At 66.4% G+C, this 20,946-nt stretch carries 31 protein-coding genes; 17 read left to right on the top strand and 14 right to left on the bottom strand.

From position 1 onward, the window contains the following. Window positions 1–10: 10 nt before the first annotated feature. The 4 genes from BP05_RS02405 to BP05_RS02390 all read right to left on the bottom strand — a co-directional run bounded on the left by BP05_RS02405 (window position 11) and on the right by BP05_RS02390 (window position 2,606). On the bottom strand, window positions 11–913 hold the full coding sequence (locus BP05_RS02405) for a dienelactone hydrolase family protein (RefSeq protein WP_496360063.1): 903 nt from the start codon (window positions 911–913) through the stop codon (window positions 11–13). A 123-nt stretch (window positions 914–1,036) separates the two neighbouring features. Further along, window positions 1,037–1,711 carry an aquaporin gene (locus tag BP05_RS02400; RefSeq protein ID WP_496360061.1) on the bottom strand — a complete coding sequence of 225 codons (675 nt, stop codon included), beginning with the start codon at window positions 1,709–1,711 and terminating at the stop codon, window positions 1,037–1,039. Further along, window positions 1,708–2,091, bottom strand: coding sequence for an arsenate reductase ArsC (locus BP05_RS02395; RefSeq protein ID WP_496360059.1), 384 nt, complete (start codon window positions 2,089–2,091; stop codon window positions 1,708–1,710). The genes BP05_RS02400 and BP05_RS02395 overlap by 4 nt, the downstream gene beginning before the upstream one ends. Before the next feature lie 176 nt (window positions 2,092–2,267). Continuing rightward, window positions 2,268–2,606 carry an ArsR/SmtB family transcription factor gene (locus BP05_RS02390; RefSeq protein WP_496360057.1) on the bottom strand — a complete coding sequence of 113 codons (339 nt, stop codon included), beginning with the start codon at window positions 2,604–2,606 and terminating at the stop codon, window positions 2,268–2,270. Between the two features lie 395 nt (window positions 2,607–3,001). On the opposite strand from BP05_RS02390, the gene BP05_RS02385 reads away from it, so the two are divergent. Next, window positions 3,002–3,211, top strand: coding sequence for a cold-shock protein (locus BP05_RS02385; RefSeq protein ID WP_496360055.1), 210 nt, complete (start codon window positions 3,002–3,004; stop codon window positions 3,209–3,211). Between the two features lie 95 nt (window positions 3,212–3,306). Here the strand turns inward: BP05_RS02385 and BP05_RS02380 are convergent, their stop codons facing one another. The 5 genes from BP05_RS02380 to BP05_RS02360 all read right to left on the bottom strand — a co-directional run bounded on the left by BP05_RS02380 (window position 3,307) and on the right by BP05_RS02360 (window position 7,602). Next, on the bottom strand, window positions 3,307–4,227 hold the full coding sequence (locus tag BP05_RS02380; protein WP_496360053.1) for a M14 family metallopeptidase: 921 nt from the start codon (window positions 4,225–4,227) through the stop codon (window positions 3,307–3,309). 67 nt (window positions 4,228–4,294) lie between these two features. Further along, a complete protein-coding gene (locus BP05_RS02375) occupies window positions 4,295–4,891 on the bottom strand; it encodes a YceI family protein (protein WP_496360051.1) in 597 nt (198 codons plus the stop codon). Between the two features lie 126 nt (window positions 4,892–5,017). Beyond that, the gene (locus BP05_RS02370) at window positions 5,018–6,370 is read right to left on the bottom strand and encodes an aspartate aminotransferase family protein (protein WP_496360049.1); all 1,353 of its coding nucleotides are present in this window, start codon (window positions 6,368–6,370) and stop codon (window positions 5,018–5,020) included. Window positions 6,371–6,424: 54 nt separating this feature from the next. Then, on the bottom strand, window positions 6,425–6,844 hold the full coding sequence (locus tag BP05_RS02365) for a VOC family protein (protein ID WP_496360047.1): 420 nt from the start codon (window positions 6,842–6,844) through the stop codon (window positions 6,425–6,427). Continuing rightward, the gene (locus tag BP05_RS02360) at window positions 6,841–7,602 is read right to left on the bottom strand and encodes an iron-containing redox enzyme family protein (RefSeq protein ID WP_496360045.1); all 762 of its coding nucleotides are present in this window, start codon (window positions 7,600–7,602) and stop codon (window positions 6,841–6,843) included. The genes BP05_RS02365 and BP05_RS02360 overlap by 4 nt, the downstream gene beginning before the upstream one ends. Before the next feature lie 319 nt (window positions 7,603–7,921). Between BP05_RS02360 and BP05_RS02355 the strand changes: the two genes are divergently transcribed. From BP05_RS02355 to BP05_RS02320, 8 genes are all read left to right on the top strand, one after another. Beyond that, the gene (locus BP05_RS02355; protein WP_496360043.1) at window positions 7,922–8,752 is read left to right on the top strand and encodes a hypothetical protein; all 831 of its coding nucleotides are present in this window, start codon (window positions 7,922–7,924) and stop codon (window positions 8,750–8,752) included. Window positions 8,753–8,815: 63 nt separating this feature from the next. Next, a complete protein-coding gene (locus tag BP05_RS02350) occupies window positions 8,816–9,658 on the top strand; it encodes a class I SAM-dependent methyltransferase (protein ID WP_496360041.1) in 843 nt (280 codons plus the stop codon). Window positions 9,659–9,793: 135 nt separating this feature from the next. Next, the gene (locus BP05_RS02345; RefSeq protein WP_496360040.1) at window positions 9,794–9,946 is read left to right on the top strand and encodes a hypothetical protein; all 153 of its coding nucleotides are present in this window, start codon (window positions 9,794–9,796) and stop codon (window positions 9,944–9,946) included. Beyond that, on the top strand, window positions 9,943–10,419 hold the full coding sequence (locus tag BP05_RS02340) for a YaiI/YqxD family protein (RefSeq protein WP_496360038.1): 477 nt from the start codon (window positions 9,943–9,945) through the stop codon (window positions 10,417–10,419). Before BP05_RS02345 ends, BP05_RS02340 begins: the two co-directional genes overlap by 4 nt. A 222-nt stretch (window positions 10,420–10,641) precedes the next feature. Then, complete coding sequence (locus BP05_RS02335) at window positions 10,642–11,316, top strand: class I SAM-dependent methyltransferase (RefSeq protein WP_496360036.1); 675 nt, start codon at window positions 10,642–10,644, stop codon at window positions 11,314–11,316. Then, the gene (locus BP05_RS02330) at window positions 11,313–11,627 is read left to right on the top strand and encodes a YkgJ family cysteine cluster protein (RefSeq protein WP_496360034.1); all 315 of its coding nucleotides are present in this window, start codon (window positions 11,313–11,315) and stop codon (window positions 11,625–11,627) included. The genes BP05_RS02335 and BP05_RS02330 overlap by 4 nt, the downstream gene beginning before the upstream one ends. A gap of 11 nt (window positions 11,628–11,638) precedes the next feature. Beyond that, window positions 11,639–11,872, top strand: coding sequence for a hypothetical protein (locus tag BP05_RS02325; protein WP_496360032.1), 234 nt, complete (start codon window positions 11,639–11,641; stop codon window positions 11,870–11,872). A 24-nt stretch (window positions 11,873–11,896) separates the two neighbouring features. Then, window positions 11,897–12,157: a hypothetical protein gene (locus BP05_RS02320; protein ID WP_496360030.1), complete on the top strand. Its 261-nt coding sequence runs from the start codon at window positions 11,897–11,899 to the stop codon at window positions 12,155–12,157. A gap of 41 nt (window positions 12,158–12,198) precedes the next feature. Here BP05_RS02320 and BP05_RS02315 read toward each other — a convergent pair whose 3' ends face one another. Further along, window positions 12,199–12,729 carry a hypothetical protein gene (locus tag BP05_RS02315; protein ID WP_496360028.1) on the bottom strand — a complete coding sequence of 177 codons (531 nt, stop codon included), beginning with the start codon at window positions 12,727–12,729 and terminating at the stop codon, window positions 12,199–12,201. A gap of 141 nt (window positions 12,730–12,870) precedes the next feature. On the opposite strand from BP05_RS02315, the gene BP05_RS02310 reads away from it, so the two are divergent. Together BP05_RS02310 and BP05_RS02305 are read left to right on the top strand one after the other, a co-directional pair. Further along, window positions 12,871–13,530: a DUF2975 domain-containing protein gene (locus BP05_RS02310; protein WP_496360026.1), complete on the top strand. Its 660-nt coding sequence runs from the start codon at window positions 12,871–12,873 to the stop codon at window positions 13,528–13,530. A gap of 1 nt (window position 13,531) precedes the next feature. Continuing rightward, window positions 13,532–13,753 carry a helix-turn-helix domain-containing protein gene (locus tag BP05_RS02305; RefSeq protein ID WP_496360024.1) on the top strand — a complete coding sequence of 74 codons (222 nt, stop codon included), beginning with the start codon at window positions 13,532–13,534 and terminating at the stop codon, window positions 13,751–13,753. 73 nt (window positions 13,754–13,826) lie between these two features. On the opposite strand, the gene BP05_RS02300 is transcribed toward BP05_RS02305, so the two are convergent. Then, window positions 13,827–14,315 carry a BON domain-containing protein gene (locus BP05_RS02300; protein WP_496360022.1) on the bottom strand — a complete coding sequence of 163 codons (489 nt, stop codon included), beginning with the start codon at window positions 14,313–14,315 and terminating at the stop codon, window positions 13,827–13,829. Window positions 14,316–14,591: 276 nt separating this feature from the next. Between BP05_RS02300 and BP05_RS02295 the strand changes: the two genes are divergently transcribed. From BP05_RS02295 to BP05_RS02280, 4 genes are all read left to right on the top strand, one after another. Further along, window positions 14,592–14,768 carry a hypothetical protein gene (locus BP05_RS02295; protein ID WP_496360020.1) on the top strand — a complete coding sequence of 59 codons (177 nt, stop codon included), beginning with the start codon at window positions 14,592–14,594 and terminating at the stop codon, window positions 14,766–14,768. 237 nt (window positions 14,769–15,005) lie between these two features. Further along, on the top strand, window positions 15,006–15,419 hold the full coding sequence (locus tag BP05_RS02290; protein ID WP_496360018.1) for a DUF2231 domain-containing protein: 414 nt from the start codon (window positions 15,006–15,008) through the stop codon (window positions 15,417–15,419). Continuing rightward, window positions 15,416–16,717 carry a PQQ-dependent sugar dehydrogenase gene (locus tag BP05_RS02285; RefSeq protein ID WP_496360016.1) on the top strand — a complete coding sequence of 434 codons (1,302 nt, stop codon included), beginning with the start codon at window positions 15,416–15,418 and terminating at the stop codon, window positions 16,715–16,717. Before BP05_RS02290 ends, BP05_RS02285 begins: the two co-directional genes overlap by 4 nt. A gap of 18 nt (window positions 16,718–16,735) precedes the next feature. Continuing rightward, a complete protein-coding gene (locus BP05_RS02280; protein WP_496360014.1) occupies window positions 16,736–17,260 on the top strand; it encodes a hypothetical protein in 525 nt (174 codons plus the stop codon). 29 nt (window positions 17,261–17,289) lie between these two features. Here BP05_RS02280 and BP05_RS02275 read toward each other — a convergent pair whose 3' ends face one another. Beyond that, entirely contained in the window at window positions 17,290–17,643 is a 354-nt protein-coding gene (locus BP05_RS02275) for a hypothetical protein (RefSeq protein WP_496360012.1), read from the bottom strand. Window positions 17,644–17,972: 329 nt separating this feature from the next. Continuing rightward, window positions 17,973–18,458 (bottom strand): VOC family protein, encoded by a 486-nt coding sequence (locus BP05_RS02270; protein ID WP_496360010.1) that lies wholly within the window; start codon window positions 18,456–18,458, stop codon window positions 17,973–17,975. Between the two features lie 349 nt (window positions 18,459–18,807). On the opposite strand from BP05_RS02270, the gene BP05_RS02265 reads away from it, so the two are divergent. Beyond that, window positions 18,808–19,827: a TIGR00266 family protein gene (locus tag BP05_RS02265; protein ID WP_496360009.1), complete on the top strand. Its 1,020-nt coding sequence runs from the start codon at window positions 18,808–18,810 to the stop codon at window positions 19,825–19,827. 93 nt (window positions 19,828–19,920) lie between these two features. On the opposite strand, the gene BP05_RS02260 is transcribed toward BP05_RS02265, so the two are convergent. Next, complete coding sequence (locus tag BP05_RS02260) at window positions 19,921–20,286, bottom strand: VOC family protein (RefSeq protein WP_496360007.1); 366 nt, start codon at window positions 20,284–20,286, stop codon at window positions 19,921–19,923. Between the two features lie 221 nt (window positions 20,287–20,507). Between BP05_RS02260 and BP05_RS02255 the strand changes: the two genes are divergently transcribed. Then, entirely contained in the window at window positions 20,508–20,936 is a 429-nt protein-coding gene (locus BP05_RS02255) for a GFA family protein (RefSeq protein ID WP_496360005.1), read from the top strand. The last annotated feature ends 10 nt before the right edge of the window (window positions 20,937–20,946 follow it).

The following is a 20,946-nucleotide window of genomic DNA, read 5'->3' as shown; positions in this document are numbered from 1 at the left end:
GCGCGGACGGCTAGGCCTTGCGCAACGTCCGCGCGAACAGCGCCAGCGTGCGCTTCCATGCTTCCCGCGCGGCGTCCTCGTCATACCGCGGCGTGGTGTCGTTGTTGAAGCCGTGCTGCGTGCCTGGCGGCTGGTAGAGGGCATAACGCACACCCGCCTGCTTCAGCGCCGCCTCGTACGCAGGCCAACCCGCATTGATGCGCTCATCGTTGGCGGCGAGCACCACCAGCAGTTCCGCCTTGATCCTGGGCACCTCCTCCAGCGGCGGAGCACCGCCGTAGAACGGTGCGGCGGCCTCCAGGTCGGGCAAGCGGGTCGCCAGGAAATTGGCCATGCCGCCGCCGTAGCAGAAACCGACCACGCCCATTCGGCCGTTGCCGCCATCGATGCCGCGCAGCATCCGCGCCGCCGCGAGGAAGTCCTGACGCGTCTTCGCCTGGTCGAGCTTGGCAAACTCGGCGCGCGCCCTGTCCTCGTCGCCCGGATATCCCCCGAGCGGAAACAGCGCATCCGGCGCAAAGGCGATGTAGTCCTGCAGCGCCAAGCGCCGGGTGATGTCCTCGATGTGCGGATTGAGCCCGCGGTTCTCGTGCACCACCAGCACGACCGGCAGCGGCCCGCGCGCCTTGGCCGGACGCACCAGGTAGCCGCGGCCCTTGCCGTAGCCATCGGCAGAATCGAATTCGAGGTAGCGCGCCGACAGTCGTTTGTCGTCCGGCTTCACCTGTTGCGCGGCGGCGAACTGCGGACTCAGCGCCGCCAGCAGACCCGCCGCCGAGGTGGCCCCGACCGCGAACCGCGCCGCGCCCGCAAGAAAGCCGCGGCGGTCGATGATGCCGTGCACGTACTGGTCGAACAGGCGCAGCACTTCCGGGTCGAAGTCGCTGGCCTTCCTGCGCGGGGGAGTCGCCATGCAATGCCTCGGAGCTCTACGGGACGCCGCGCGGACCTTACTCCAACCGCGTCGGGCCTTGGGGGCACGGCGATAACATAGGGGTACTCGACGCCGGGCATGCGGCTGAAAAACCCGGCCTCGTCACCCCGCGTCCGGCGCCGGCGCCTCCAGGAGTCGCGGCAGCACCGCCAGCGCGGCGGCCATACCCACGAGTTGGGCCGCCACGAAACCACCAACATCCAACGGGCGAATCCCGGCGAAGGTCTGGGTCAGGCAGCGCGCCAGCGTCACCGCGGGATTGGCGAACGACGTGCTGGCCGTGAACCAGTAGGCCGCGAAGATGTAACAGGCGACCAGGGCCGGAACCGCCGCGGGTCGATGGCGAACGCCCAGCAGGATGGTGAGCAGCAATCCGAACGTCGCCACCGCTTCGCTCAGCCACTGCGGCATGCCGGCGCGCTCGTGCGTACCCGGTTGCAGCAGCGGCAGGTCGAACATCGCATGCGCGAGCAGGACGCCCGCGATCGCGGCCACGGTCTGCACGGCGATGTACGCGACGGCATCGCTTGTGGCGAGTTGCCCGCGCCACCGCATCGCGACGGTGACGACCGGATTGAAGTGGGCTCCCGAGATCGGGCCCAGCACGACGATCAGGACATGCAGCATGCCCGCGGTGGCCGCGGCATTGGCCAGCAAGGCAAGGCCATCGTTGCCGGCGGACAACGCGACGCCCATGATCCCCGACCCCACCACGGTGGCCAGCAGCGCGCATGTGCCAATGAACTCGGCCAGGAGCCGGCGCGGCAGCGTCGTCACAGCGTGGCCAGCAACTGTTTGACGCGCGTGGAAATCTCGTCGCGCACCGCGCGGTAGCCCGCGTCGTCCATGTCCCGCGGATCGGCCAGCCCCCAGTCCTCGCGCCGCTTTGCCGGAACCCAGGGACAGTTGTCGCCGCAGCCCATGGTGATGACGGCATCGAACTCGCCGGTGACCTCATCCAGAGACTTCGATGCATGGCGGCTGAGGTCGTAGCCGAGCTCAGCCATGAAGCGGACGGCCTTGGGGTTGATCCGGCCCGAGGGGGCGGAGCCCGCACTCAGGGCCTCGACCTGCTCCGCGCCATGGATACGCGCGAAAGCCTCGGCCATCTGGCTCCGGTTGGAATTCTCGACGCAGACGAACAGAACGCGTTTCATGGGATGGTGGAGTTCCGTCATTTGAGCCTCAGCAGCAACCAAAGTGCACAGACAGCCAGCGCGGCCATTTCCCGCAGTCCGGGGTGCGCACGCTGGGCTCGGCAGCGAGTAGCTGGGTGGATGTAGTCGCGGATGCCGAAGGTCGGCAACCGCGGGATGCACGCGGAAGCGGCTCATCACTTTTCTTCGGACTGACTTGGGGTACATGAGGCGACTGGGCCGCACGGCGCCAATCCGCCGCAGCAGTTTTGGGTGAGGTAGGCCAGCAAGGCGTTCATTCGCTCGTAGTTGGCGCGCACGCGGATCACCCGGCCTTCGCGCTGGTCTTCCACCAGCGCGGCCGCCCTGAGCACGTTGAGGTGGGCGCTGAGCGTCGCTGGGGGCAGCGCGAGTCGCTCGCGCAATTCGCCCACGGCGAGGCCGTCGCTACCGGCCTGCACCAGATGGCGGAACGCGGCCAAGCGGGATTCATGGCCGAGCGCGCTGAGCGCCGAGAGGGCTGACCGGGTGTCCATAGTTCCATTTTTCTGGAAGCATGGAATCCGGTCAACTCCGGATCGCGCAGGATCCGCGAGCACGCGCTGTTTCCCGGCGCCCTCCCCGGCCGCTGGCCCGATCGCGTGCACGCCCTGCCGGGCCAAGCGGCACGCCCGGTGCCACGAGGAGGTCCCCGCCTGCTCCAGTGGCCCCCACCGCAATTCAGCGCCCAATCTGAACCGCGGAGCCTCCGGCATTTGCTTTATCTGCGCCGTACCACTACCGTGCACGCGCTGAGTTCGCCAAGGGTCACCGTGAACCGTGGCCCGATGCTGTAGATCCTTGTTTCACTACATCGTTGTCCCCCGCTTCCTCCTTGCAACCAGCTTCCTGCCGCAGCAGCGGCTTTCATCCGTTCCAAGGAGTAACAACGATGTCCAACCGTGAAACCGGTACCGTCAAGTGGTTCAACGACGCCAAGGGCTTTGGCTTCATCAGCCGTGAAAACGGCGAAGACGTGTTCGTGCATTTCCGTTCGATCCAGTCCTCGGGCTTCAAGAGCCTGCAGGAAGGCCAGAAGGTCACGTTCACCGTCGTCCAGGGCCAGAAGGGCCTGCAGGCCGACATGGTCCAGCCGGTCTAAAGACCGCGGCGCCCTCGGGCGTTGACCATAAAAAAACTGAAAGCCCGGCTCACGCCGGGCTTTCTTTTTGCCTGCAGCCAACGGCGCGAAGCCCGTCAACGATGCGCCAGGGCGTAATCGATCGCCGCGCACACGGCCGCCACCTGCGCCGCGTTGCATTGCTCGGGCGTCGCCCGGGGGCTGTCGGGATAGACCTCGGTGGTGGTCTTGTAAGGCGCGTCGGTGACGCCGGCGCAGAGCCCGAGTTGCCTGAGCGGATAGTTGATGACGCCCGGCGCGACCACCGGTGAGCCGATGATCTCGCCCTTGTCGTCGGCCGGAGCGATGTGCGTGACCTTTGCCACCGCGGCAATCACCGCCTGCTGGAACGCGGGCTGCGGGTGCTCGCTGTCGTCGACGACGTAGAAGCCATCAGGTATGCCCCCGGGTTCGAACGGCTTGCCGTCGCGCGCAGCCAGCGCCGGGCGGAATTCGGATTCGTCGCTGTCCGTGGTTTCGTGGAGGTCCACATGCACGAGTACGCGGTCGCGCAGCGGTGCGACCAGGCGCATGAGCGCCGCGGACTCCTCCGCGGGGCTTTCGTCGCGGAAGGAGCGATTGGGGTCGATCGCATGCATGTTCCAGCGGTGGATGCGCTCGTACCCCCAGGGACTGATGCATGGCACCACCAGCAGGTTGATCCTGCCCGCATAGTCCGCCGCACGTTGCGCTAGGAACTGCAGCGCACCATGCACGCCACTGGTCTCGTAGCCATGGACCCCACCGGTCACCAGCGCGATCGGCAGTTCCTCGCGCCACCCCCGGCTCCTGACCGCGAGCAGTGGATAGCTGTCCGCGCCATAGTGCAGGTGACCGTATTCCTCGACGTCGAAACGCACCCGCAGGCCCTCGATCGCCTTCAGTACGTCGGCCTCGTAGCTGCGCCGGCGGACCTGGCGCGAGAGCCACGACGCCTTTTCGGCATCACCCCAGGGCTGGCCAGCAATGCCGATGGGATAGGAGGTCTGTGCAGTCATCGCATGCTCGTTGCTGCATTGAGGATGGCTGACTCTAGCATCGGGCGGATCGCTGCCAACTGCCGATTCATGGCCTCGTCGCCCCCTGCTTCATCGCCACGGCTTCCACCTGGATCCGCAGGTCCACATCCATGGCGAAGCCCCACTCCTTGCCTTCGTCGATGCCGAACTCCTCGCGATTGATCCTTGCGTAAACATCCGCACCGCACCAGTCGCGCTTGAAGATCGGGTGCGGCATGCACTTGAAGGACTTGAGGTCGAGCGTTACCGGCCGGGTCACGCCGCGGAGCGTGAGCTCGCCAATCGCCCGCGTCGGGCTGCCGTCGACGAACCGGACAAGCCGGCCCTTGTAGTTCGCCTTCGGGTGACGCGCGGTATCGAAATACTCCGTCCCCGACATCAGCTCGTTTAGCTGCTCCTGGCCGAAATCGATGCTCGCCAGGTCGATGTCGATCGCAAGCGTGCCGGTGCCGCCCTGCCTGTCCAAAGTCACCATGCCGGCAGTGCGGTTGAACTTGCCTCGCCACACCGACATGCCCATGTGGTCGGCCTCGAAGCTCGGATAGGTGTGGTCTGGATCGATTTCGTAGCTGACCGGGGCAGCGACGGCGGGCATTGCGGTGCAGACGGCAAGCGCGGCAAGCAGGAAGCGGATCAGGGACATGGCGATTCTCCATCGGATGGCGGGAAGCCGGGTTTCCTCGGCTCTGTACCGGCGACGTGCGACGGGGGCTGAAATCGACAAGCGATCCATGGACTCTCGCAAACTGCTGCGCCGGGGGGACGCCAGCTAGCCGACGCAGTGGCGATCCGCGTGGGCCAGCGCCTCGTCGATGATGGCCAGGCCATCGCCCAGAGCCTGTTCCTCGATGTTCAATGGCGGGGCGATGTGCAGGCGATTGGATGCCACGAACGGCCACAGCCCGCGGCGCTTGCAGGCTGCGGCGACCTCGACCATCGGGGCATCGGCGTCGCCGGATGCGTTGAACGGCACCAGAGGTTCGCGGGTCGCGCGATCGCGGACCAGTTCGATCGCCCAGAACGCGCCCAGGCCGCGGACCTCGCCGACACTGGGATGCCGTTCGCGCATTGCCTGCAGGCTTGGTCCGATCACGGTTTCGCCCAGCCGGCGCGCGCGCGCGATCAGATCTTCTTCCTTGTAGATGCCGATGCAAGCGACGGCGGCGGCGCAGGCCAGCGGATGGCCGGAATAGGTCAGCCCGCCGGGATAGGCGCGAGTGGCAAAGCTCGCGGCAATCGCATCGCTCATGATCACGCCGCCCAGCGGGACGTACCCGGAGTTGACCCCCTTTGCGAAGGTGATCAGGTCCGGGACCACGCCCCAGCGATCCACCGCGAACCATTCCCCGCACCGGCCGAAGCCAACCATGACCTCATCGGCGATCATCACGATGCCATGCGCATCGCAGAGGTCGCGCACGCCCTGCAGATACCCATCCGGTGGAACCAGGATGCCGTTGGCGCCGACCACGCTTTCGAGCAGGATCGCCGCGATCCCCTGCGCGCCTTCAACCATGATCGTGTCCGCCAGGTGCGCAAGCGCCCGCGCGCATTCCTCCGCGGCATCGGTGGCGTGGAACGCGGAGCGATAGGGGTACGGACCCCAGAACCTGGCGATCCCGGGCGCCCCCGGTTCGGACGGCCAGCGCCGCGGGTCGCCGGAAGCGGCGATCGCGCCCGCGGTCGCACCGTGGTAGCTGCGGTATGCGCTCAGGACCTTGTGCCGCCCCGTATGCAGGCGCGCCATGCGGATCGCGTTCTCCACCGCCTCGGCGCCACCATTGGTGAAGAACACCCGGTTCAAATCGCCTGGCGCGACTTCGGCGATGAGGCGAGCTGCTTCGCTCGTTGCCTCGTTGGCGTGGTAGGGCGCCACGGTGCACAGCTTCCGCGCCTGGGCAGTAATCGCGGCGATCAGTCCGGGGTGCTGGTGGCCGACATTCACGTTGACCAGCTGGCTCGAGAAATCCAGCCAGCGTCTTCCTTCCTCGTCCCGGAAATACGCACCACCGGCGTCGACCACGACGATGGGCTGGAACGATGCATGCGCCGACCACGCGTGCTGTACATGCCGGCGGTCGTTCTGGCGCACCGGCGAAGGCGGCGCGGGGTCGGTGCACATGGCGGCATGTCCGCGGCGGTCGTCAATGCCAACAGTGCGCATCGGCGATGCCCCTCAGGGAATGAACGTCTGCTCGGGGTCGTCAAACGACTTGAATTCCAGTGCATTCCCCGACGGATCGAACAGGAACATGGTGACGTGCTGGCCGGGCTTGCCCTTCAGTCGCAGGTGCGGCTCCTCATGGAAGGCGACGCCGGCCGATCTCAAGCGCCGGGCCAGACCCTCCCACGCATCGCGGTCAAGATTCATCCCGAAATGCGGCACCGGTACGGCTTCGCCATCGAACCGTCCGCCCTGCAGAGGTGAACCATCGGCCCCGATGTGGGCGACCAGGTGATGCCCGAAGAAGTCGAAGTCCTGGTAGGACACGTCACTCCTGCCCTGCGGACAACCGATCACTTCACCGTAGAAGTGGCGCGCTTCGTCGAGATCGCGCACCGGGAATGCGAGATGGAACTGCGTGATCCGGCTCACGAAACGGTCCTCGGGCGCGGCACGGTCGCATCGAAGATGTTCTGCCAGAACAGGTTCCAGGCCGTGATGCTGCGTTGGTAGCCTTGGGCTAGCTCGGGCAGCGCTTCGGGCTGCTGCCGGATGTAGTCGTCGATGGCCTGGCGCGTCAACTCGCCGTGCACGATGTCCTGCTCGCCGGTGTGGATCGTCCAGAATTCCCAATCGATGCGATCGTCGTTCTCGCGCATGTATGGATGTTCGCGCAGGTGCTCGAACATCACCGACAGGTAGGTCTGGCACAGGCACTCGCCGCCCATGCCGCGCAATCCGACCCCGAAAGCGGGACTGCGCCGGAACAGGTCTCCCGTCAACTCCCCCAGGATCTCCCGATTGGCGGGCAAGTGACGCTCGAGCTGCGCCGGCTCCACGCCGATACTCCCTAGGAAACGATCGTAGATTGCGGGATGGGCCTTGCCCGCATCGCCTTCGCCAAGTTCCTCTGCGAGGATCTGGCTCAGCAGGCTGCGCAAACCGCCGAAGGGCAACTTGGCCAGCAGCAATGCAAGGTCGCTGATGTAGTCGATGGTGAAGAAGCGGTATTGCGTGCAGACCTGCCGCAACGCCTCCACGGGAAGGTGGGTCAGTGCCTTCATCCGGTGCTCCGCCAGCGCCTCGGTCGCTTCCTTGGCCTGATCGGCGTATTGCCAGAAGGTGTGCCGATCCCACGCGCCGAAGCGCAGTTCCATCGCCGTAGCATTCAGGTTTTTCTGCAATTGCATGCTTCCAATCCAAGGAAAAGATCACAGCGCTTTTGTCATGCGCCGCGATTAGTGGAGACAAGAACGGATCCCTGCCTGGAGCATACCTGCCGAAATTCCATACGCAGTTCACTCTGCGTTGACTCTGTCGATTTAATGTCGCTCGACAGTTGGATGGCGCACGGCGTCAATCGCATGTTTGTGTGGCTTCATGTCCGTTGCTCGCGTTCATCTTCGCGATGGATCACGTTTAGCATTTGTTAGACAAGCCCCGCACGGCCAGAATTCCATCGAAGATCGACAGGCCCATTCGCGACACGCAACGAGGATCTGAGAACCGGTGGATGCTCATGGCCCGGCACGCATTGCCAGCGTAAACCTGCTCTGGACGGGAGGCTGGGATTCCACTTTCCGGCTGCTGCAACTGCTGTTGCTGCATCGGATTCCAGTTGCGCCGTACTACCTGGAGGACCCGACGCGCGCGTCCACCCCGATCGAACTGCAGACGATGGCGCGCATCACCGATCACCTGCACGAGCATTACCCGCACACGCGTGCACTGCTGCAGCCGCTGCAGCTGGCTTCGGTTGGCGATGTCGCCGGCGACCAGGAAATCGACGCAGCGCTGAAGCAGATCCGCGAACGCGTCTTCATCGGAAGTCAGTACGCGTGGCTGCCGGCGTTCTGCAAGCAGCGCGGGATTGTCGACATGGAACTCGGAGTGCACGTGGACGACAAGGTGCAGGCCCTGTTGCGGGCGTTCGCCCTGGAATACGACCACCCCCTGGGATTCCGCACTGTCCGCGTCGATCCGCGGCATGCCGGCTCGGCCGAATTCCGTTTGTTCCGCTATTTCAGTTTTCCCCTCTTCCATATCGACAAAGTGGGGATCGACCGGCGCGCCGATGCCGAGGGCTGGGGCGCGCTCATGGACATGACCTGGTTCTGCCACAAGCCGGCACGCGGGCGCCCGTGCGGCGTGTGCGCGCCATGCGTCTACACCATCGAGGAAGGATTGGCGCGACGCGTACCGCCATCGCGGCGTGCGCTGTCGTTCCTCTATCGCAATCTCGCGCTACCGCTCAAACCGGGGTTGCGGCGCGTACGCGCAACCTTGCGCGGAGGCCGTGCAGGCAGTGATCCCATCGCGCGGGGCCTTGGCGGTTCGTGACAAGGCCCATGCCTGGCGATCGCTGCAAATATACTGGGCACCCGTTTTCAGGAATCGCCACCGGTGCCGCACTACTCCGGCCCCCTGCTCACCCGCGCAAGCGCCCAGGCACTGGAGGGCGCGCGCGATGCCGGTGAAGCGACATGGACTGGTTCGCTCGACCTGGGACGTGCGAGCGGTGAGGCCACGCTGTCAGCGGATGATTGGGAGTGGCGTGGCCAACGCTATCCCTATCCGCAAAATCTGAAGGACCGCACGATCTACTACTGGGACGGCGACGAGTTCGCGCCGGTGTCGCGCTTTTCCAGCTCGCTGATCAAGCTGGTGCCGACCGAATGGGGCGCGCCGACGTTCGAGATCGATGGCATCAAGATGTTGCCCACCAGCAAGGAGTCCCCCGTCGACGACGCGCGGCGCAAGGTCGCGCTGATCGAGCCGCGGGGCAAGGAAGTGCTGGATACCTGCGGCGGACTGGGCTACTTCGCCGCGTGCTGCATCGAAGCGGGCGTGGGTCGGATCCTTTCTTTCGAGAAGAACCCAGACGTGCTGTGGCTGCGCTCGCTCAATCCCTGGTCGCCCGACCCCGACGCGCCCGCGGCGGCGGGCCGCCTGCAACTCGTGCACGCCGACGTGTCGCAGGCGATCACGCAGCTCCCCGCAAACTCGTTCGACGCCCTGCTGCATGACCCGCCACGCTTCGGCATCGCCGGCGAACTGTATTCGCAGGTGTTCTATGACCATCTGGCGCGTGTCCTGCGCAAGGGCGGGCGCCTGTTCCATTACACCGGCAGCCCCAACAAGCTCACCAGCGGCCGCGACGTACCGCGCGAGGTGGCGAAACGGCTCGAAAAGGCCGGCTTCCGGGCGCAACTCGCGCTGGACGGAGTGCTGGCCACTCGGCGCTGACCTTCGTTCCAGCCGCTCCAGGGGCTGCGTCGAGCCGTGTTGCCGCCCGCGGCTCCGGGGGGCCGGCACTGAAAAATGTCGCCATCGCCATGCCGCATCGCCTAGACTGCCCTTCCCCATCGAGATATTCCCGCCTTGGCCAAGCCCAACTACTCGTTCGAAAAGCGTCAGCGCGAACTCGCCAAAAAGAAGCAGCAGGACGAGAAGCAGGCGAAGAAGAAGGAAGCGCGCGAGGCCGCGAAGGCCGCGACCGATACCGGCCGCGACCCGTCCAACCCCGGACGATGACCGAATCGGCCGCACCGCCAGGCGGCGCGCCGCAGATCTGGGTGGACGGCGACGCCTGTCCGGGCGTCATCAAGGAAATCCTCTTCCGTGCCGCGGAGCGGGCGAAGGTGCATGTCACCCTCGTCGCCAACCACTGGGTGCGGGTTCCGCCCTCGCGGTATGTCCGCTCGCTGCAGGTGCAGGGCGGATTCGACGTGGCAGACAGCGAGATCGTGGAACGCGTGCAACGCGGCGACCTGGTCGTCACCCAGGACATTCCACTGGCGGCACGCGTACTCGCCAAGGACGCACTCGCGCTCAACCCGCGCGGCGAACGCTACACCGCCGACAACATCGCCGAGCGGCTCTCGATGCGCAATTTCATGGAGGAATTGCGCGGTTCGGGCATCCAGACCGGCGGTCCGGCCACGTTGCACGCGCGCGACCGGCAGGCATTCGCGAGCGAGCTCGATCGCTGGCTGGCGCGCCGCTGAGACCACCGCGTCCAGCGGCATGCGTCGGCAACACCGCCTTGCAGGCCCCTCGGCCCCGCCACAAAGGTGAACAGGCCTTTCCATCCCCGCGAAGCCCCCGCCTGGTGTAGGCTGGGAGGGCAGTAGCGTTCCATTCGCGCGTTCCGTCCGGCACTCCGTCGCCCGTTTCGCTCCCTTCACGCGCCACCACCCTCATGCAGGGTGTCGCCTTCGGGAGCGTCGTTGCCAGGCTATTCCACTCGTAAGCTCGCACTGACCATCGGCGGCCATCCCTGGCGCCTGCGTGTGCTCAGCGACCTGCAGCAATTTTCCGACCCGGACGGCCATGGCGAGCGCCTGGGCATTTCGGCGGCGCAATGGAGCCTTTTCGGGCAGCTATGGCCGGCGGGCCGCCTGCTGGCGCAGGCGATGCATCGCGTCGAGCTCAATGGCGAACGCATCCTCGAACTGGGATGCGGCATCGGCTTGGCCAGCCTGGTGCTGAAGGAGCGCGGCGCCGACATCGTGGCCAGCGACATCCATCCCCTCGCTGAACCCTTCCTGGCCTACAACGCCGCGCTCAATGCGCTGCCCGCGGTGCACTACCGGCAGCTGCGCTGGGACATCCCGCTGCCCACGCTGGGAAGGTTCGACGTGATCATCGCCAGCGACGTGCTGTACGAGCGCGGGCAGGCGGAGTTGATCAACCGCGTGATCGCGAACCACGCCAACGACGACGCGCAGGTCTGGATCACCGACCCGGGGCGCGGCAACAGTGGGCGCTTTACCGGATTGATGCAGGCGCAGGGCTACAACGTCGAACAGACCCGGTTCCCTGCCGAGGACGATGACCCGTCGTCCTGCGGTGGTCGCGTGCTGCGTTACAGCCGTGGCACCAGCGGGGCCACGCCGGCATGACCGCGTCCACCGCCAAACAGGTCCACTGCGATTCCTGCGATGCGGTCTGTTGCCGACTCACGGTGGTGCTGATGCCCGAGGATGACGTGCCCGCGCATCTCACCACGCACACCTCGTCGGGCCTGCACGTGATGGCGCGCGATGAGGAAGGCTGGTGCGTGGCCATCGACGGCGCCCGCATGTGCTGCTCGATCTACGCGACCCGTCCCTCGATCTGCCGCAAGTTCGTGATGGCCGGCCCGTACTGCCTCGATGTGCGTGCCGATTACACCAACCGCCGCTCACGCGGCATTCCCCTCGTTCTTTACTGAGGAACACGTCCATGACCCGCGCCCGTTCCACGACGACCGATCAGCCGTTCCGCCGCAAGGAGCCCGACTCCCGGGCGCTGACCAGCGAGCGGATCGCCCATGACCTGGAAACCTTCGAATCGTCCGGCGGACGCATCGAAGTGCTGGGCGTCACCCAGGTCCTGAAGAAGCTGGACCCGGCCCTGGCGGCATCCGAAGAACCGCCGCAACCCGTGCGTCCGCGTGGCGGCACGTCACGTGGTTGATTGCTCCGCCTACCCAAGGATTCCATGAAGCACCACATCGCGATCTTCCGGCTCACGCTGGGCCAGCACCAGAGCATCGGTCCCACGCAATTGCAGGCGCTTTGGGCGCGCGCGTGCCAGACGCCGCATGTCAGCGTAGGACGCACCACGGCGGGCGACCGGCCGACCTATTCCCTCTACGCGTCGCAGCGACTGGAAAACCTTCCCATGGTGGAACGGCGCCTGCGCGAGGCGCTGGACGAGTGCAAGCTGCGGGCGTCGCTGATCCCGCTACACGTCAGCTAGGGGATGCAAGCGTTCTTCGGTGGCATCGCGATCCGCGATGGTCAGATGCCTGCCCCGCCCGACTCTTGCACCGCCTTCCGGAACAATTGGGCGGAAGCAAGCCACGGCAAGGCGAAACCGGCCGCGAGCAACGCTTCCTCGTGGAACCCCATGGTGACCGCGATGCCGGCAAGCATGAGCTGAGCGATCGCGGTCGCATCCATCGCGCGCGCCATCCCACGGGCGCCGAAACCCGCGATCACCGCGCCGCACGAAGCCACCAGCAGCACGCCACCGAACATCAGGTTTGCGCGGTTGTGCTCGCTGCCGAGCATGCCCACGGCCAGGTTCACCCAGACCAGCAGGAACCCCGTCACGACGGCGATGCCGAAAGCAGCCCGGTACGCGGTGTTGCTGCTCAACCAGGCGGCAAGCTCATAGGTGGCGCAGGCCGCGGCCAGCAGCGCCCCCATGACCAGGAAATCCGACCTGGTCCAATCCACCTCGTGCGTGAACTGCATCGCCACGGCAGGTAACAGCAGAAGGAAAACGGCAGTGCCCCAGATCGCTGGCCGCAGGATTCCGTCTCGCACCGCCGCTCCCGGTTCCGCTCTTGTCCACCATTCCCGGCCTCCGTTCTTGAGTGTGCTCTGTGGTCCAGGAGGCACCGCTCAACACGGTGCCCCGGACTTGTGGGCCGAGACTCCGCTGCCGCGGTGAATAGGCGACGGGACTTGGGTGAAGCCAAGGCGAAGTCGCGCCACGCCCGGGAAGACCGGCCGCCTCCCCTGCACTCGGCGCTGCGGCGGGGTGCCTTCTGGCCTATTTTTATCGTTGCGCAATATGCATATTATCGTTTTACGATAACCCAGCCGGTGAACGCCATGAACCGCACATCCGCCCAAGCCCTGACCGCCGCCCGTCCGGTCATCCAGTTCCTGACCGTCCTCAATCTCTGTTACGCGGCCGGGATCGCCCTGCTGCTCATCGCGAGCTTCTTCATCACCGGCTGGCCGCAGAACCCGCTGGGCGACTTTGCATCGGCCCACCCGCAACTGCCGAACGGGCTACGCGCGATCGTCGTGCTGGGCATCGTCGCCGCGGTGCTCGTGCACACGATCCTGCGGCGCCTCCTCGCCATTGTCGACACGGTCCGCGATGGCGATCCGTTCAACCTGGATAATTCGCGTCGCCTGGAAGCGATCGCGTGGAGCGTGCTGGCCCTGGAGGTGCTGCGGCTGGTCATCGCCGGCATCGCATCGACCGTCTGGGAACCGGGACACGTGGACGGCTTTTCGATCGCGTCGTGGTTCGCGGTACTGCTGCTGTTCGTGCTCTCCGGCGTATTCGCCCAGGGCGCGCGCATGCGGGCCGATCTCGAAGGGACGGTGTGACGTGGCCGTCGTGGTCCGCCTCGATGAACTGTTGCACGCGCGACGCATGACGCTCACCGAACTCGCCGCGCGTGTCGACATCACGCTCGCCAACCTGTCGATCCTCAAGACCGGCAAGGCGAAGGCAATCCGCTTCTCAACCCTCGAGGCGATCTGCGCGGCGCTGGAGTGCCAGCCCGGTGACCTACTCGCATTCGATCCGGTGCAACCTGCCGTGGAGTGAGGCATCCCTGCCATGCCTGGCGGTCAGCGCATCGCGGCAATCTCCACTTCACGGACGAGGGAAGCGCTCGCGCCTACTGCAGGGGCGCGCCTTCGACCGGTGCGTTCCCGTTCGCGCCGACGGTCTGCTGGTCCGGCCGGCCGTTCGCACCGATCTGGTTTTCCACCCAGCCAACGCCCTGCATCGCCGCGACGTGCTCGACGAGGCGGTTGATCTCGTCGGAACGCGCGTGCCCGCGCAGCACGACATCGCCATCCTGGACCGCCACCGTGACGGCGCTTGCGCGCCGCACCAGGTGGCCGAGGTCGGACCGGATCCGCGCCTCCAGCACCTCATCGCTGACCGGTGCATTGCGCCGCCGCGCGCGTGCCTTGGCGACGGCGCCGTGCAGCCGGTCATTCGTGTGCCTGGCCTTGGCTTTGACGTAACTCTGCAAGCCATGGCCCGCCGATATTCCCTGGTCGCGCACCAACGCCCGCCTGCGACGGCCGGCAATCGGGTCGAGCAAGTACATCGCCGCGGCCCCGACCGCGAAAGCCACCGCCAATCGGATCGCGTTCATGGATTGCTCCTGCCTTGATCCGTCTGAGCATGCCTGGCAAAGGCTAAAGCTGGTGCGAAAGCCCTGGAGGATCCGCACCCCGGCCGGGGACCATCCGGAGGATCGCGTGTCGAGCTCCGCGACACGATGGACTTCGCATGAATCGCGCCGCTTGAGGCGCGACACGCGGTTTGCGGCGAGTCGGCATGCTGAATCCTTGCCCTCGCCGCTCATCACGCGGTAACGCAGGTCCCGCGAGAGTGCATGCGTCGTCACTGCCATAGCACAGGAGATCCCATGCACCAGCGCACCGAATCGACGCCACAGGAAATCAAGCCGCAACGCGCCGCCGGCATCGAAAGGATCCCGACCGAGCGCGCCCGCCCGGGCGAGCACGCCTCGTCGGCCGGCAAGGCGGAAGACATGGTCGCCCTGCTCGCAGACCGCATGCGTCGCAACGAGACGCGTCGCTAGGAACCAGCGCCACAGGAGCGGGCCCACCAGGCCGGAGAACAGCCGAGGGCTGCCTCGGCCTGGTGGCGGGGACGCCGAACATGCGCGAGTAAGCGGTGGATCGCCGCCCCGCCCGTCCTTCCTCACCGGTGCTGCTGCCGAGCAAGCGCCACGTCCACCAGGCAGGCCGCACTCAACACGGGCTTTGGACACTGCATGGGCTAGAACGGCCGCAGGCATCGCGCAGGAGACGCCGTCGTGTCCGTAACCATTCGTTCACAACCGCATCCGGCGCACGCCTTTCTGGCGGGGGCGACCGTGCCGTCATTTCTCGGCGCAGCCTTGGCCGACTACGCCTACTACTCGAGCAGCCAGGTCCAGTGGATCAACTTTGCTTCCTGGCTGATCGTCGGGGGCCTCACCTTCGGCGCGGTGGCACTCGTTTGTGGGGCGCTGGGCCTGCGCCGCCGGGGCAGCGCCACTCCGGCGCTCGCTGGCTTCCTGGTTCTGCTGGCGATGTGGATCCTGGGGGTGTTCAACGCACTCATCCACGCGCGGGATGCGTGGGCGAGCATGCCTACGGGCCTGGTGCTGTCGACGCTCGTCGCCCTGCTTTCCGCGGTCGCGGCATGGCTGTGCTTTGCCAGCCTCCGCCCGGGAGGCACGCCATGAAGCGTTCGCACCTGCTCGCCTTGGCGGCCGCCGCCGTTCCCCTGATCGCCTGCGGCGGCCACGATCCGGATCCGTCGCAATACGGGGCGACGCCTGCATTGCCCGAACAGGGCACCACGCTTCTGCCCAGCATGGAGATCGCCAACCCCGCGCAATGGGGCAAGCACCGGCCAACGGTGCCACCGGGCTACACCATCACGGCAATCGCCACCGGCCTGAAAATTCCGCGCCAGACGCTCCTGCTTCCCAACGGCGACATCCTGGTCGCCGAAGGCCGCGGCGGCGGCGCGCCCAAGTTGCGGCCGAAGGACGTGATCGCGACCTACATCAAGGCCAAGGGCACCAGCCCCGTCAAGGGCGGCAACCGGCTGACGCTGCTGCGCGACGCGGATGGCAACGGCAGCTACGAGACGTCCAGCGTCTTCGCGAGTGATCTCAATGCGCCATACGGTCTCGCGCTGGCCAACGGCAAGCTGTATGTGGCCAACCAGGATGCGCTGGTGCGGTTCGACTATCGCGACGGGCAGACCCGCGCGAGCGGACCGCCCACGAAGGTTACCGACCTGCCCTCCGCCATCAACCACCACTGGACCAAGTCGCTGGCCGCGAGTGCGGACGGACACTTCCTGTACGTGGGGATCGGCTCCAACAGCAACATCACCGAACGCGGCATGGCGGCCGAAGTCGACCGGGCGATGGTCTGGCAGATCGACGCCTCGACGGGTGCGCACCGCGCGTACGCCACCGGTTTGCGCAATCCCACGGCGCTCGCCGTCCAGCCCGGCACGCAGCAACTGTGGACCGTGGTGAACGAACGCGACGAACTCGGGCCCAACCTGGTGCCCGACTACCTGACATCCGTGCGCGAAGGCAGCTTCTACGGCTGGCCCTACAGCTATTGGGGACAGAATGTCGATCCGCGCGTGCATCCGCAGGATCCGAAGAAGGTCGCCGCCGCCACTCGCCCCGACTACAGCCTGGGGTCGCATGTCGCCGCGCTGGGCCTGGCTTTCTCGACGCCGGCGATGGGCCCACGATTTGGCGAGGGCGTCTTCATCGGCGAACACGGCAGTTGGAATCGCAGCGATCCTGTCGGCTACGAGGTGGTCTTCGTGCCGTTCCATGACGGCCGACCGGCCGGACCGCCGGTGGATTTCGTCACGGGCTTCCGCGGCACGGACGGGATGACCCGGGGACGCCCGGTGGGCGTGACCGTGGATCCGCGCGGCGCGTTGATCGTCGCCGACGATCTGTCGAACACCGTCTGGCGCGTCGTCCCAAAGATCAAGGTGAACTGACGCGACGAGGACCCGAGCATGTCGACGGAACTCTGGCTCGCGTACTGCGGCTACCTGCTGTGGCTGGGGGTGGGTCTGGGCGATTTCATCTGCCACCGCCGGACGGACCTTCCGTACACATCCGGCGTCGCCGAATCGGCCACGCACCTGATCCAGCTCGCGCTGCTGGCCATGGCGGTCGTCATCGCACTTGCCTACCAGCTGGGGCGAACCTCCGCGCTGTTGTTGTCTGCGCTGGTGCTGGCCCATGCGGCAGTGGGGTACATCGACACGCGGATCGCATTCGCCCGGCACCGCGTGCTGTTGCCGGCCGAGCAGCACATCCATAGCGTCCTGGACATGGCGCCGGTCATCGGCCTGGCGTGGATATTGATCTCGACGTGGCCGGCGGCCGTCGACGCCGGCTGGCAACTCGACGCACGACGACCGGCGTTACCCCGCGCAGCCTGGGTCGCGGCGTTGATTCCGCCGGTGCTGCTATGCGTCCTGCCCGCCTTGCTCGAATTCCGGGCGGCATGGCGGGCGCGCAAAGTCCGCCCCTGAGCCGTTTGCGCGACCCGCGAGCGCTGTGCTCACATCAAACCGAACGCGGCGACCAGCAGCAACAGGAACGCGGTGACTGCCGCACCGGCATGGGCAACAACCAGCCACGCCGGCAGCAGCCGTTGCCGCCATTTGTACGCCAGGCTCATCACCGCGCCGCCGCCGGCCGCGGCAAGGAAGAGAAGCAACGCGAATGTGGCCAATGGCGGGACCGACTGGGTGCAGATCGCATACACCAGCAGGGTCAAGCCGGATGCGGCCAACAGCCCATGCAGCATCGCCAGCCAGGCCGGCGGATTGCGCTTGGTGCTGAAGCGGATGATCGCCATGAGCAGGCCGCCCAAAGCGGTAATCGCCAACAGGATCGTCGCGGTCTGGAGCATGGTGGCTGACCCTGAATCAGGTGGATTCAGATTAGGCGTGCCCGGGTGATTGCCACGTCTGGGCCGGGTGCAGTTGGCGTGACGGCTGGACCGGAGCCTGCCGGCGCGGTCCTCTCAGGACGCATCAGGCCCGACGGCCGCTCGCATCACGATCGCGTGCGTAGTGATGCGCAAGCGGGAACCGCGGCGGCAGACCGACCATCCACGGCTCGTAGGTTGCCCGGACCCGATCGGGCGCATCAAGGGATCCAGGGCTCGCTTCGATTTGGTCCGCGCTTCGGCCGAACACAGACGACCCGCAGCGCGGGCGTCGTGCGGCGCGTCGAAGCTCAGTCTTTGCTGCCTGCGACGGCCCGGTCGAGCGCGGCGATATCGATCTTCTGCATTTCCATCATCGCCTTGAACGCGCGCGCCGCCGTGTCGCCGCCTTGGGCGATAAGCGAGGTCAGGCGCTTGGGAGTGATCTGCCACGACAGCCCGAAGCGATCCTTGCACCAGCCGCACATGCTCTCCTGCCCGCCGTTGCTGGTGATCGCATTCCAATAGCGATCGGTCTCCTCCTGGTCCTCCGTCGCGACCTGGAAGCTCACCGCTTCGTCGAAGGTGAATTCCGGACCGCCATTCAGAAGCAGGAATGGCATGCCGAGAATTGTCATCTCCACGGTCAACACGTCGCCTTCCTTGCCGGATGGATAGTCGCCCGGCGCGCGCATGACCGTGCCGATCCGGGTGTCCGGAAAGGTGTCGGCGTAAAAGCGCGCTGCTTCCTCGGCATTGCCGTCAAACCAGAGGCATGGCTGGATCTTGGCAACCATCGTTGCTCTCCTCGCATCGGTCCGTTGTCAGCGTGCCTCAGTTCAAGCCGCTTGCGCATCCGTAGCCTGCTCTCCGCGCCATGCGCGATCCGCGTCCGGCGACACCCGGGCTTTCGGCCGATGCCTGCATCCAGGACGGTGCTGCGAACCGTGCGAAGCCGTGACGGTTGGAGGCAAGGCGTTAGCATGGTGTCAATCGCGCCAGCGCCCATGCTCGCCGGGCCGCAGTCCATTGGCCGGTGAGCACGTTTTCCGCGAAGCGCGGCCTGTCATGACCGGCGGCACAGGTCGGTGCGTCAAGGCGCCTGTTACCTTGCGCGCTGAAAACCTGGCGCAAGGAGCCCCCCACATGACGAGTTGGTACTTCCATTCCGGCAGCGGCGATCGCATCGGACCGTTCGACGAAGGCGCCGCGCGCCAGTATGCGCAACAGAATCCGGGCCACTTCTGCTGGCGCGAAGGCTTCACCGGCTGGCGGCCCATCGCGGAGGTCGCGGAACTGCGGCCGGCCGGAGCGCCCGAACACCTGCCGCCGCCGATGCCCGGCAAGGGCGCGCGCACGACGGCGCGCAACGACGACATCGACTACCGCATCGTCGGCAACGACATGCAGTTCGTTGAAGTGGAGCTCGACCCGGGCGAGAGCGCGATCGCCGAAGCCGGCGCGCTCATGTACAAGGACGCGGCCGTGGAGATGACCACCGTCTTCGGCAGCGGCGCACAGTCCGGCCAGGGCGGTGGCTTCCTCGACAAGCTCGTGACCGCGGGCAAGCGCGTGGTCACCGGCGAGAGCCTGTTCACCACGGTCTACACCCACAACGGCAACGGCAAGGCGCGGGTTGCGTTCGCCGCGCCCTACCCCGGCACGGTGCTGGCGATGAAGCTGGACGAACACAACGGCCGCCTGATCTGCCAGAAGGACAGCTTCCTGGCGGGCGCACGCGGCGTGCAGGTCGGCATCCATTTCCAGCGCAAGATCCTCACCGGGCTGTTCGGCGGCGAAGGTTTCATCATGCAGAAGCTGGAAGGCGATGGCTGGGTGTTCGTGCATGCCGGCGGTACCGTGGTGGAACGCGAGCTGCGCGCAGGCGAGCGCCTCGACGTCGATACCGGTTGCGTCATGGCCTTCCACGACACGATCAACATGGACGTGCGCGCGGTTGGCGGCATCAAGAGCATGCTGTTCGGCGGCGAAGGCGTGTTCCTCGCCACGCTCACCGGCCCGGGCAAGGTGTGGCTGCAGTCGCTGCCGTTCTCGCGCATGGCGGGTCGCATGCTCGCCGCGGCGCCACAGCGCGGCGGCGGACGCGACGAGGGGTCGGTGCTGGGTGGCCTGGGCCGACTGCTGGATGGCGACAACAACTTCTGAGCCTTCATTCGCCCGGACGGTCCCAGCGAACAACAAGCCCCGTCATTCGACGGGGCCTTTTTTTACGCGCGATGGACGTGTTACCCGGCCGACCTAATGCTTCTTGTACTCGAACAATTCGACCGCATTGCCCGAGGGATCCTGCAGCAGGATTTGCCGTCCCGCACCTGCCTCGGCAATGTCACCGCGAAACGTCGCCCCCGCACGCTTCAACTCATCAATCATGCCGTCGAGATCGTCGGTGACGATCATGAACCTGCTCCACCCGCCCGGCTCGGGATTGCCTCCGGCGACGCCCGCGCTGCCTGCTCCAGGCGCATTGAGGAACAGGTGCAGGTCCTCGCGGATGAGTTCGGCAAACTTGCCAGGGTTGTGCTTGCCCACCTCGAACCCGAGGAGGTCCCGGTAGAAGTCGACGGACTTGTCGATGTCGCTCGCGATGTATCTGACGGACGCCATCTTGCTGCCTCCTGTGCGCGAGCGGCCGCGCGGGCCGCTGTTTTGGCGATCCGGATACTAGCCGTGGTCCGGCGCAGGCCCCGTGAGTTCAGCGCCCACGCCGCTGGACTTGCCGTGAGCCCGCCCTAGGACCCGTGCAACGGGACCACGGCCCTGCCGCGGCCTGCGCAGGCGGTGACTTGCGTTCGTCATTAAGGGCACGTGCCGCAACGAGAATCCCCATGACCGATCTGCATACGGGCACCTGCTTCTGCGGTGCCGTCGAAGTCCAAGTCGCCGGCGCGCCCGAAGCGATGGGCTACTGTCATTGCGCGTCCTGCCGCTCCTGGTCGGCGGGCCCGGTCAACGCCTTCACCTTGTGGAAGCCGGAAAACGTGAAGGTCACCCGCGGCGCCGAAAGCCTCGGCCATTTCAAGAAGACCGGAATGAGCGACCGCCAGTTCTGCACGAAATGCGGCGGCCACCTGATGGCCGACCACCCGCCCCTGGGCCTGGTGGACGTGTATGCAGCGACGATTCCGAGCCTGAAATTCGAGCCCGGCGTACACGTGAACTACGCCGAGACCGTGCTGCGGATGAAGGACGGCCTGCCCAAACTCAGGGACTTCCCGAGCGCCTTCGGCGGTTCCGGGGAAACCCTGCCCGAATGATGCAAGGCGG

The sequence above is a fragment of the Lysobacter oryzae DSM 21044 genome (assembly GCF_059568595.1).
Note: the sequence above shows the minus strand (reverse complement) of the source record. Positions and strands in the feature narration are given on the sequence as shown.

Excerpts from the sequence above, each read along its gene's own strand:
- BP05_RS02330 (WP_496360034.1), top strand. The coding sequence starts at position 11,313 with ATGACCGCGTCCACCGCCAAACAGGTCCACTGCGATTCCTGCGATGCG.
- BP05_RS02300 (WP_496360022.1), bottom strand. The coding sequence starts at position 14,315 with ATGAACGCGATCCGATTGGCGGTGGCTTTCGCGGTCGGGGCCGCGGCG.
- BP05_RS02375 (WP_496360051.1), bottom strand. The coding sequence starts at position 4,891 with ATGTCCCTGATCCGCTTCCTGCTTGCCGCGCTTGCCGTCTGCACCGCA.
- BP05_RS02320 (WP_496360030.1), top strand. The coding sequence starts at position 11,897 with ATGAAGCACCACATCGCGATCTTCCGGCTCACGCTGGGCCAGCACCAG.
- BP05_RS02360 (WP_496360045.1), bottom strand. The coding sequence starts at position 7,602 with ATGCAATTGCAGAAAAACCTGAATGCTACGGCGATGGAACTGCGCTTC.
- BP05_RS02385 (WP_496360055.1), top strand. The coding sequence starts at position 3,002 with ATGTCCAACCGTGAAACCGGTACCGTCAAGTGGTTCAACGACGCCAAG.
- BP05_RS02370 (WP_496360049.1), bottom strand. The coding sequence starts at position 6,370 with ATGTGCACCGACCCCGCGCCGCCTTCGCCGGTGCGCCAGAACGACCGC.
- BP05_RS02395 (WP_496360059.1), bottom strand. The coding sequence starts at position 2,091 with ATGAAACGCGTTCTGTTCGTCTGCGTCGAGAATTCCAACCGGAGCCAG.
- BP05_RS02380 (WP_496360053.1), bottom strand. The coding sequence starts at position 4,227 with ATGACTGCACAGACCTCCTATCCCATCGGCATTGCTGGCCAGCCCTGG.
- BP05_RS02405 (WP_496360063.1), bottom strand. The coding sequence starts at position 913 with ATGGCGACTCCCCCGCGCAGGAAGGCCAGCGACTTCGACCCGGAAGTG.
- BP05_RS02390 (WP_496360057.1), bottom strand. The coding sequence starts at position 2,606 with ATGGACACCCGGTCAGCCCTCTCGGCGCTCAGCGCGCTCGGCCATGAA.
- BP05_RS02270 (WP_496360010.1), bottom strand. The coding sequence starts at position 18,458 with ATGGTTGCCAAGATCCAGCCATGCCTCTGGTTTGACGGCAATGCCGAG.
- BP05_RS02285 (WP_496360016.1), top strand. The coding sequence starts at position 15,416 with ATGAAGCGTTCGCACCTGCTCGCCTTGGCGGCCGCCGCCGTTCCCCTG.
- BP05_RS02275 (WP_496360012.1), bottom strand. The coding sequence starts at position 17,643 with ATGCTCCAGACCGCGACGATCCTGTTGGCGATTACCGCTTTGGGCGGC.
- BP05_RS02260 (WP_496360007.1), bottom strand. The coding sequence starts at position 20,286 with ATGGCGTCCGTCAGATACATCGCGAGCGACATCGACAAGTCCGTCGAC.
- BP05_RS02265 (WP_496360009.1), top strand. The coding sequence starts at position 18,808 with ATGACGAGTTGGTACTTCCATTCCGGCAGCGGCGATCGCATCGGACCG.
- BP05_RS02295 (WP_496360020.1), top strand. The coding sequence starts at position 14,592 with ATGCACCAGCGCACCGAATCGACGCCACAGGAAATCAAGCCGCAACGC.
- BP05_RS02325 (WP_496360032.1), top strand. The coding sequence starts at position 11,639 with ATGACCCGCGCCCGTTCCACGACGACCGATCAGCCGTTCCGCCGCAAG.
- BP05_RS02280 (WP_496360014.1), top strand. The coding sequence starts at position 16,736 with ATGTCGACGGAACTCTGGCTCGCGTACTGCGGCTACCTGCTGTGGCTG.
- BP05_RS02340 (WP_496360038.1), top strand. The coding sequence starts at position 9,943 with ATGACCGAATCGGCCGCACCGCCAGGCGGCGCGCCGCAGATCTGGGTG.
- BP05_RS02255 (WP_496360005.1), top strand. The coding sequence starts at position 20,508 with ATGACCGATCTGCATACGGGCACCTGCTTCTGCGGTGCCGTCGAAGTC.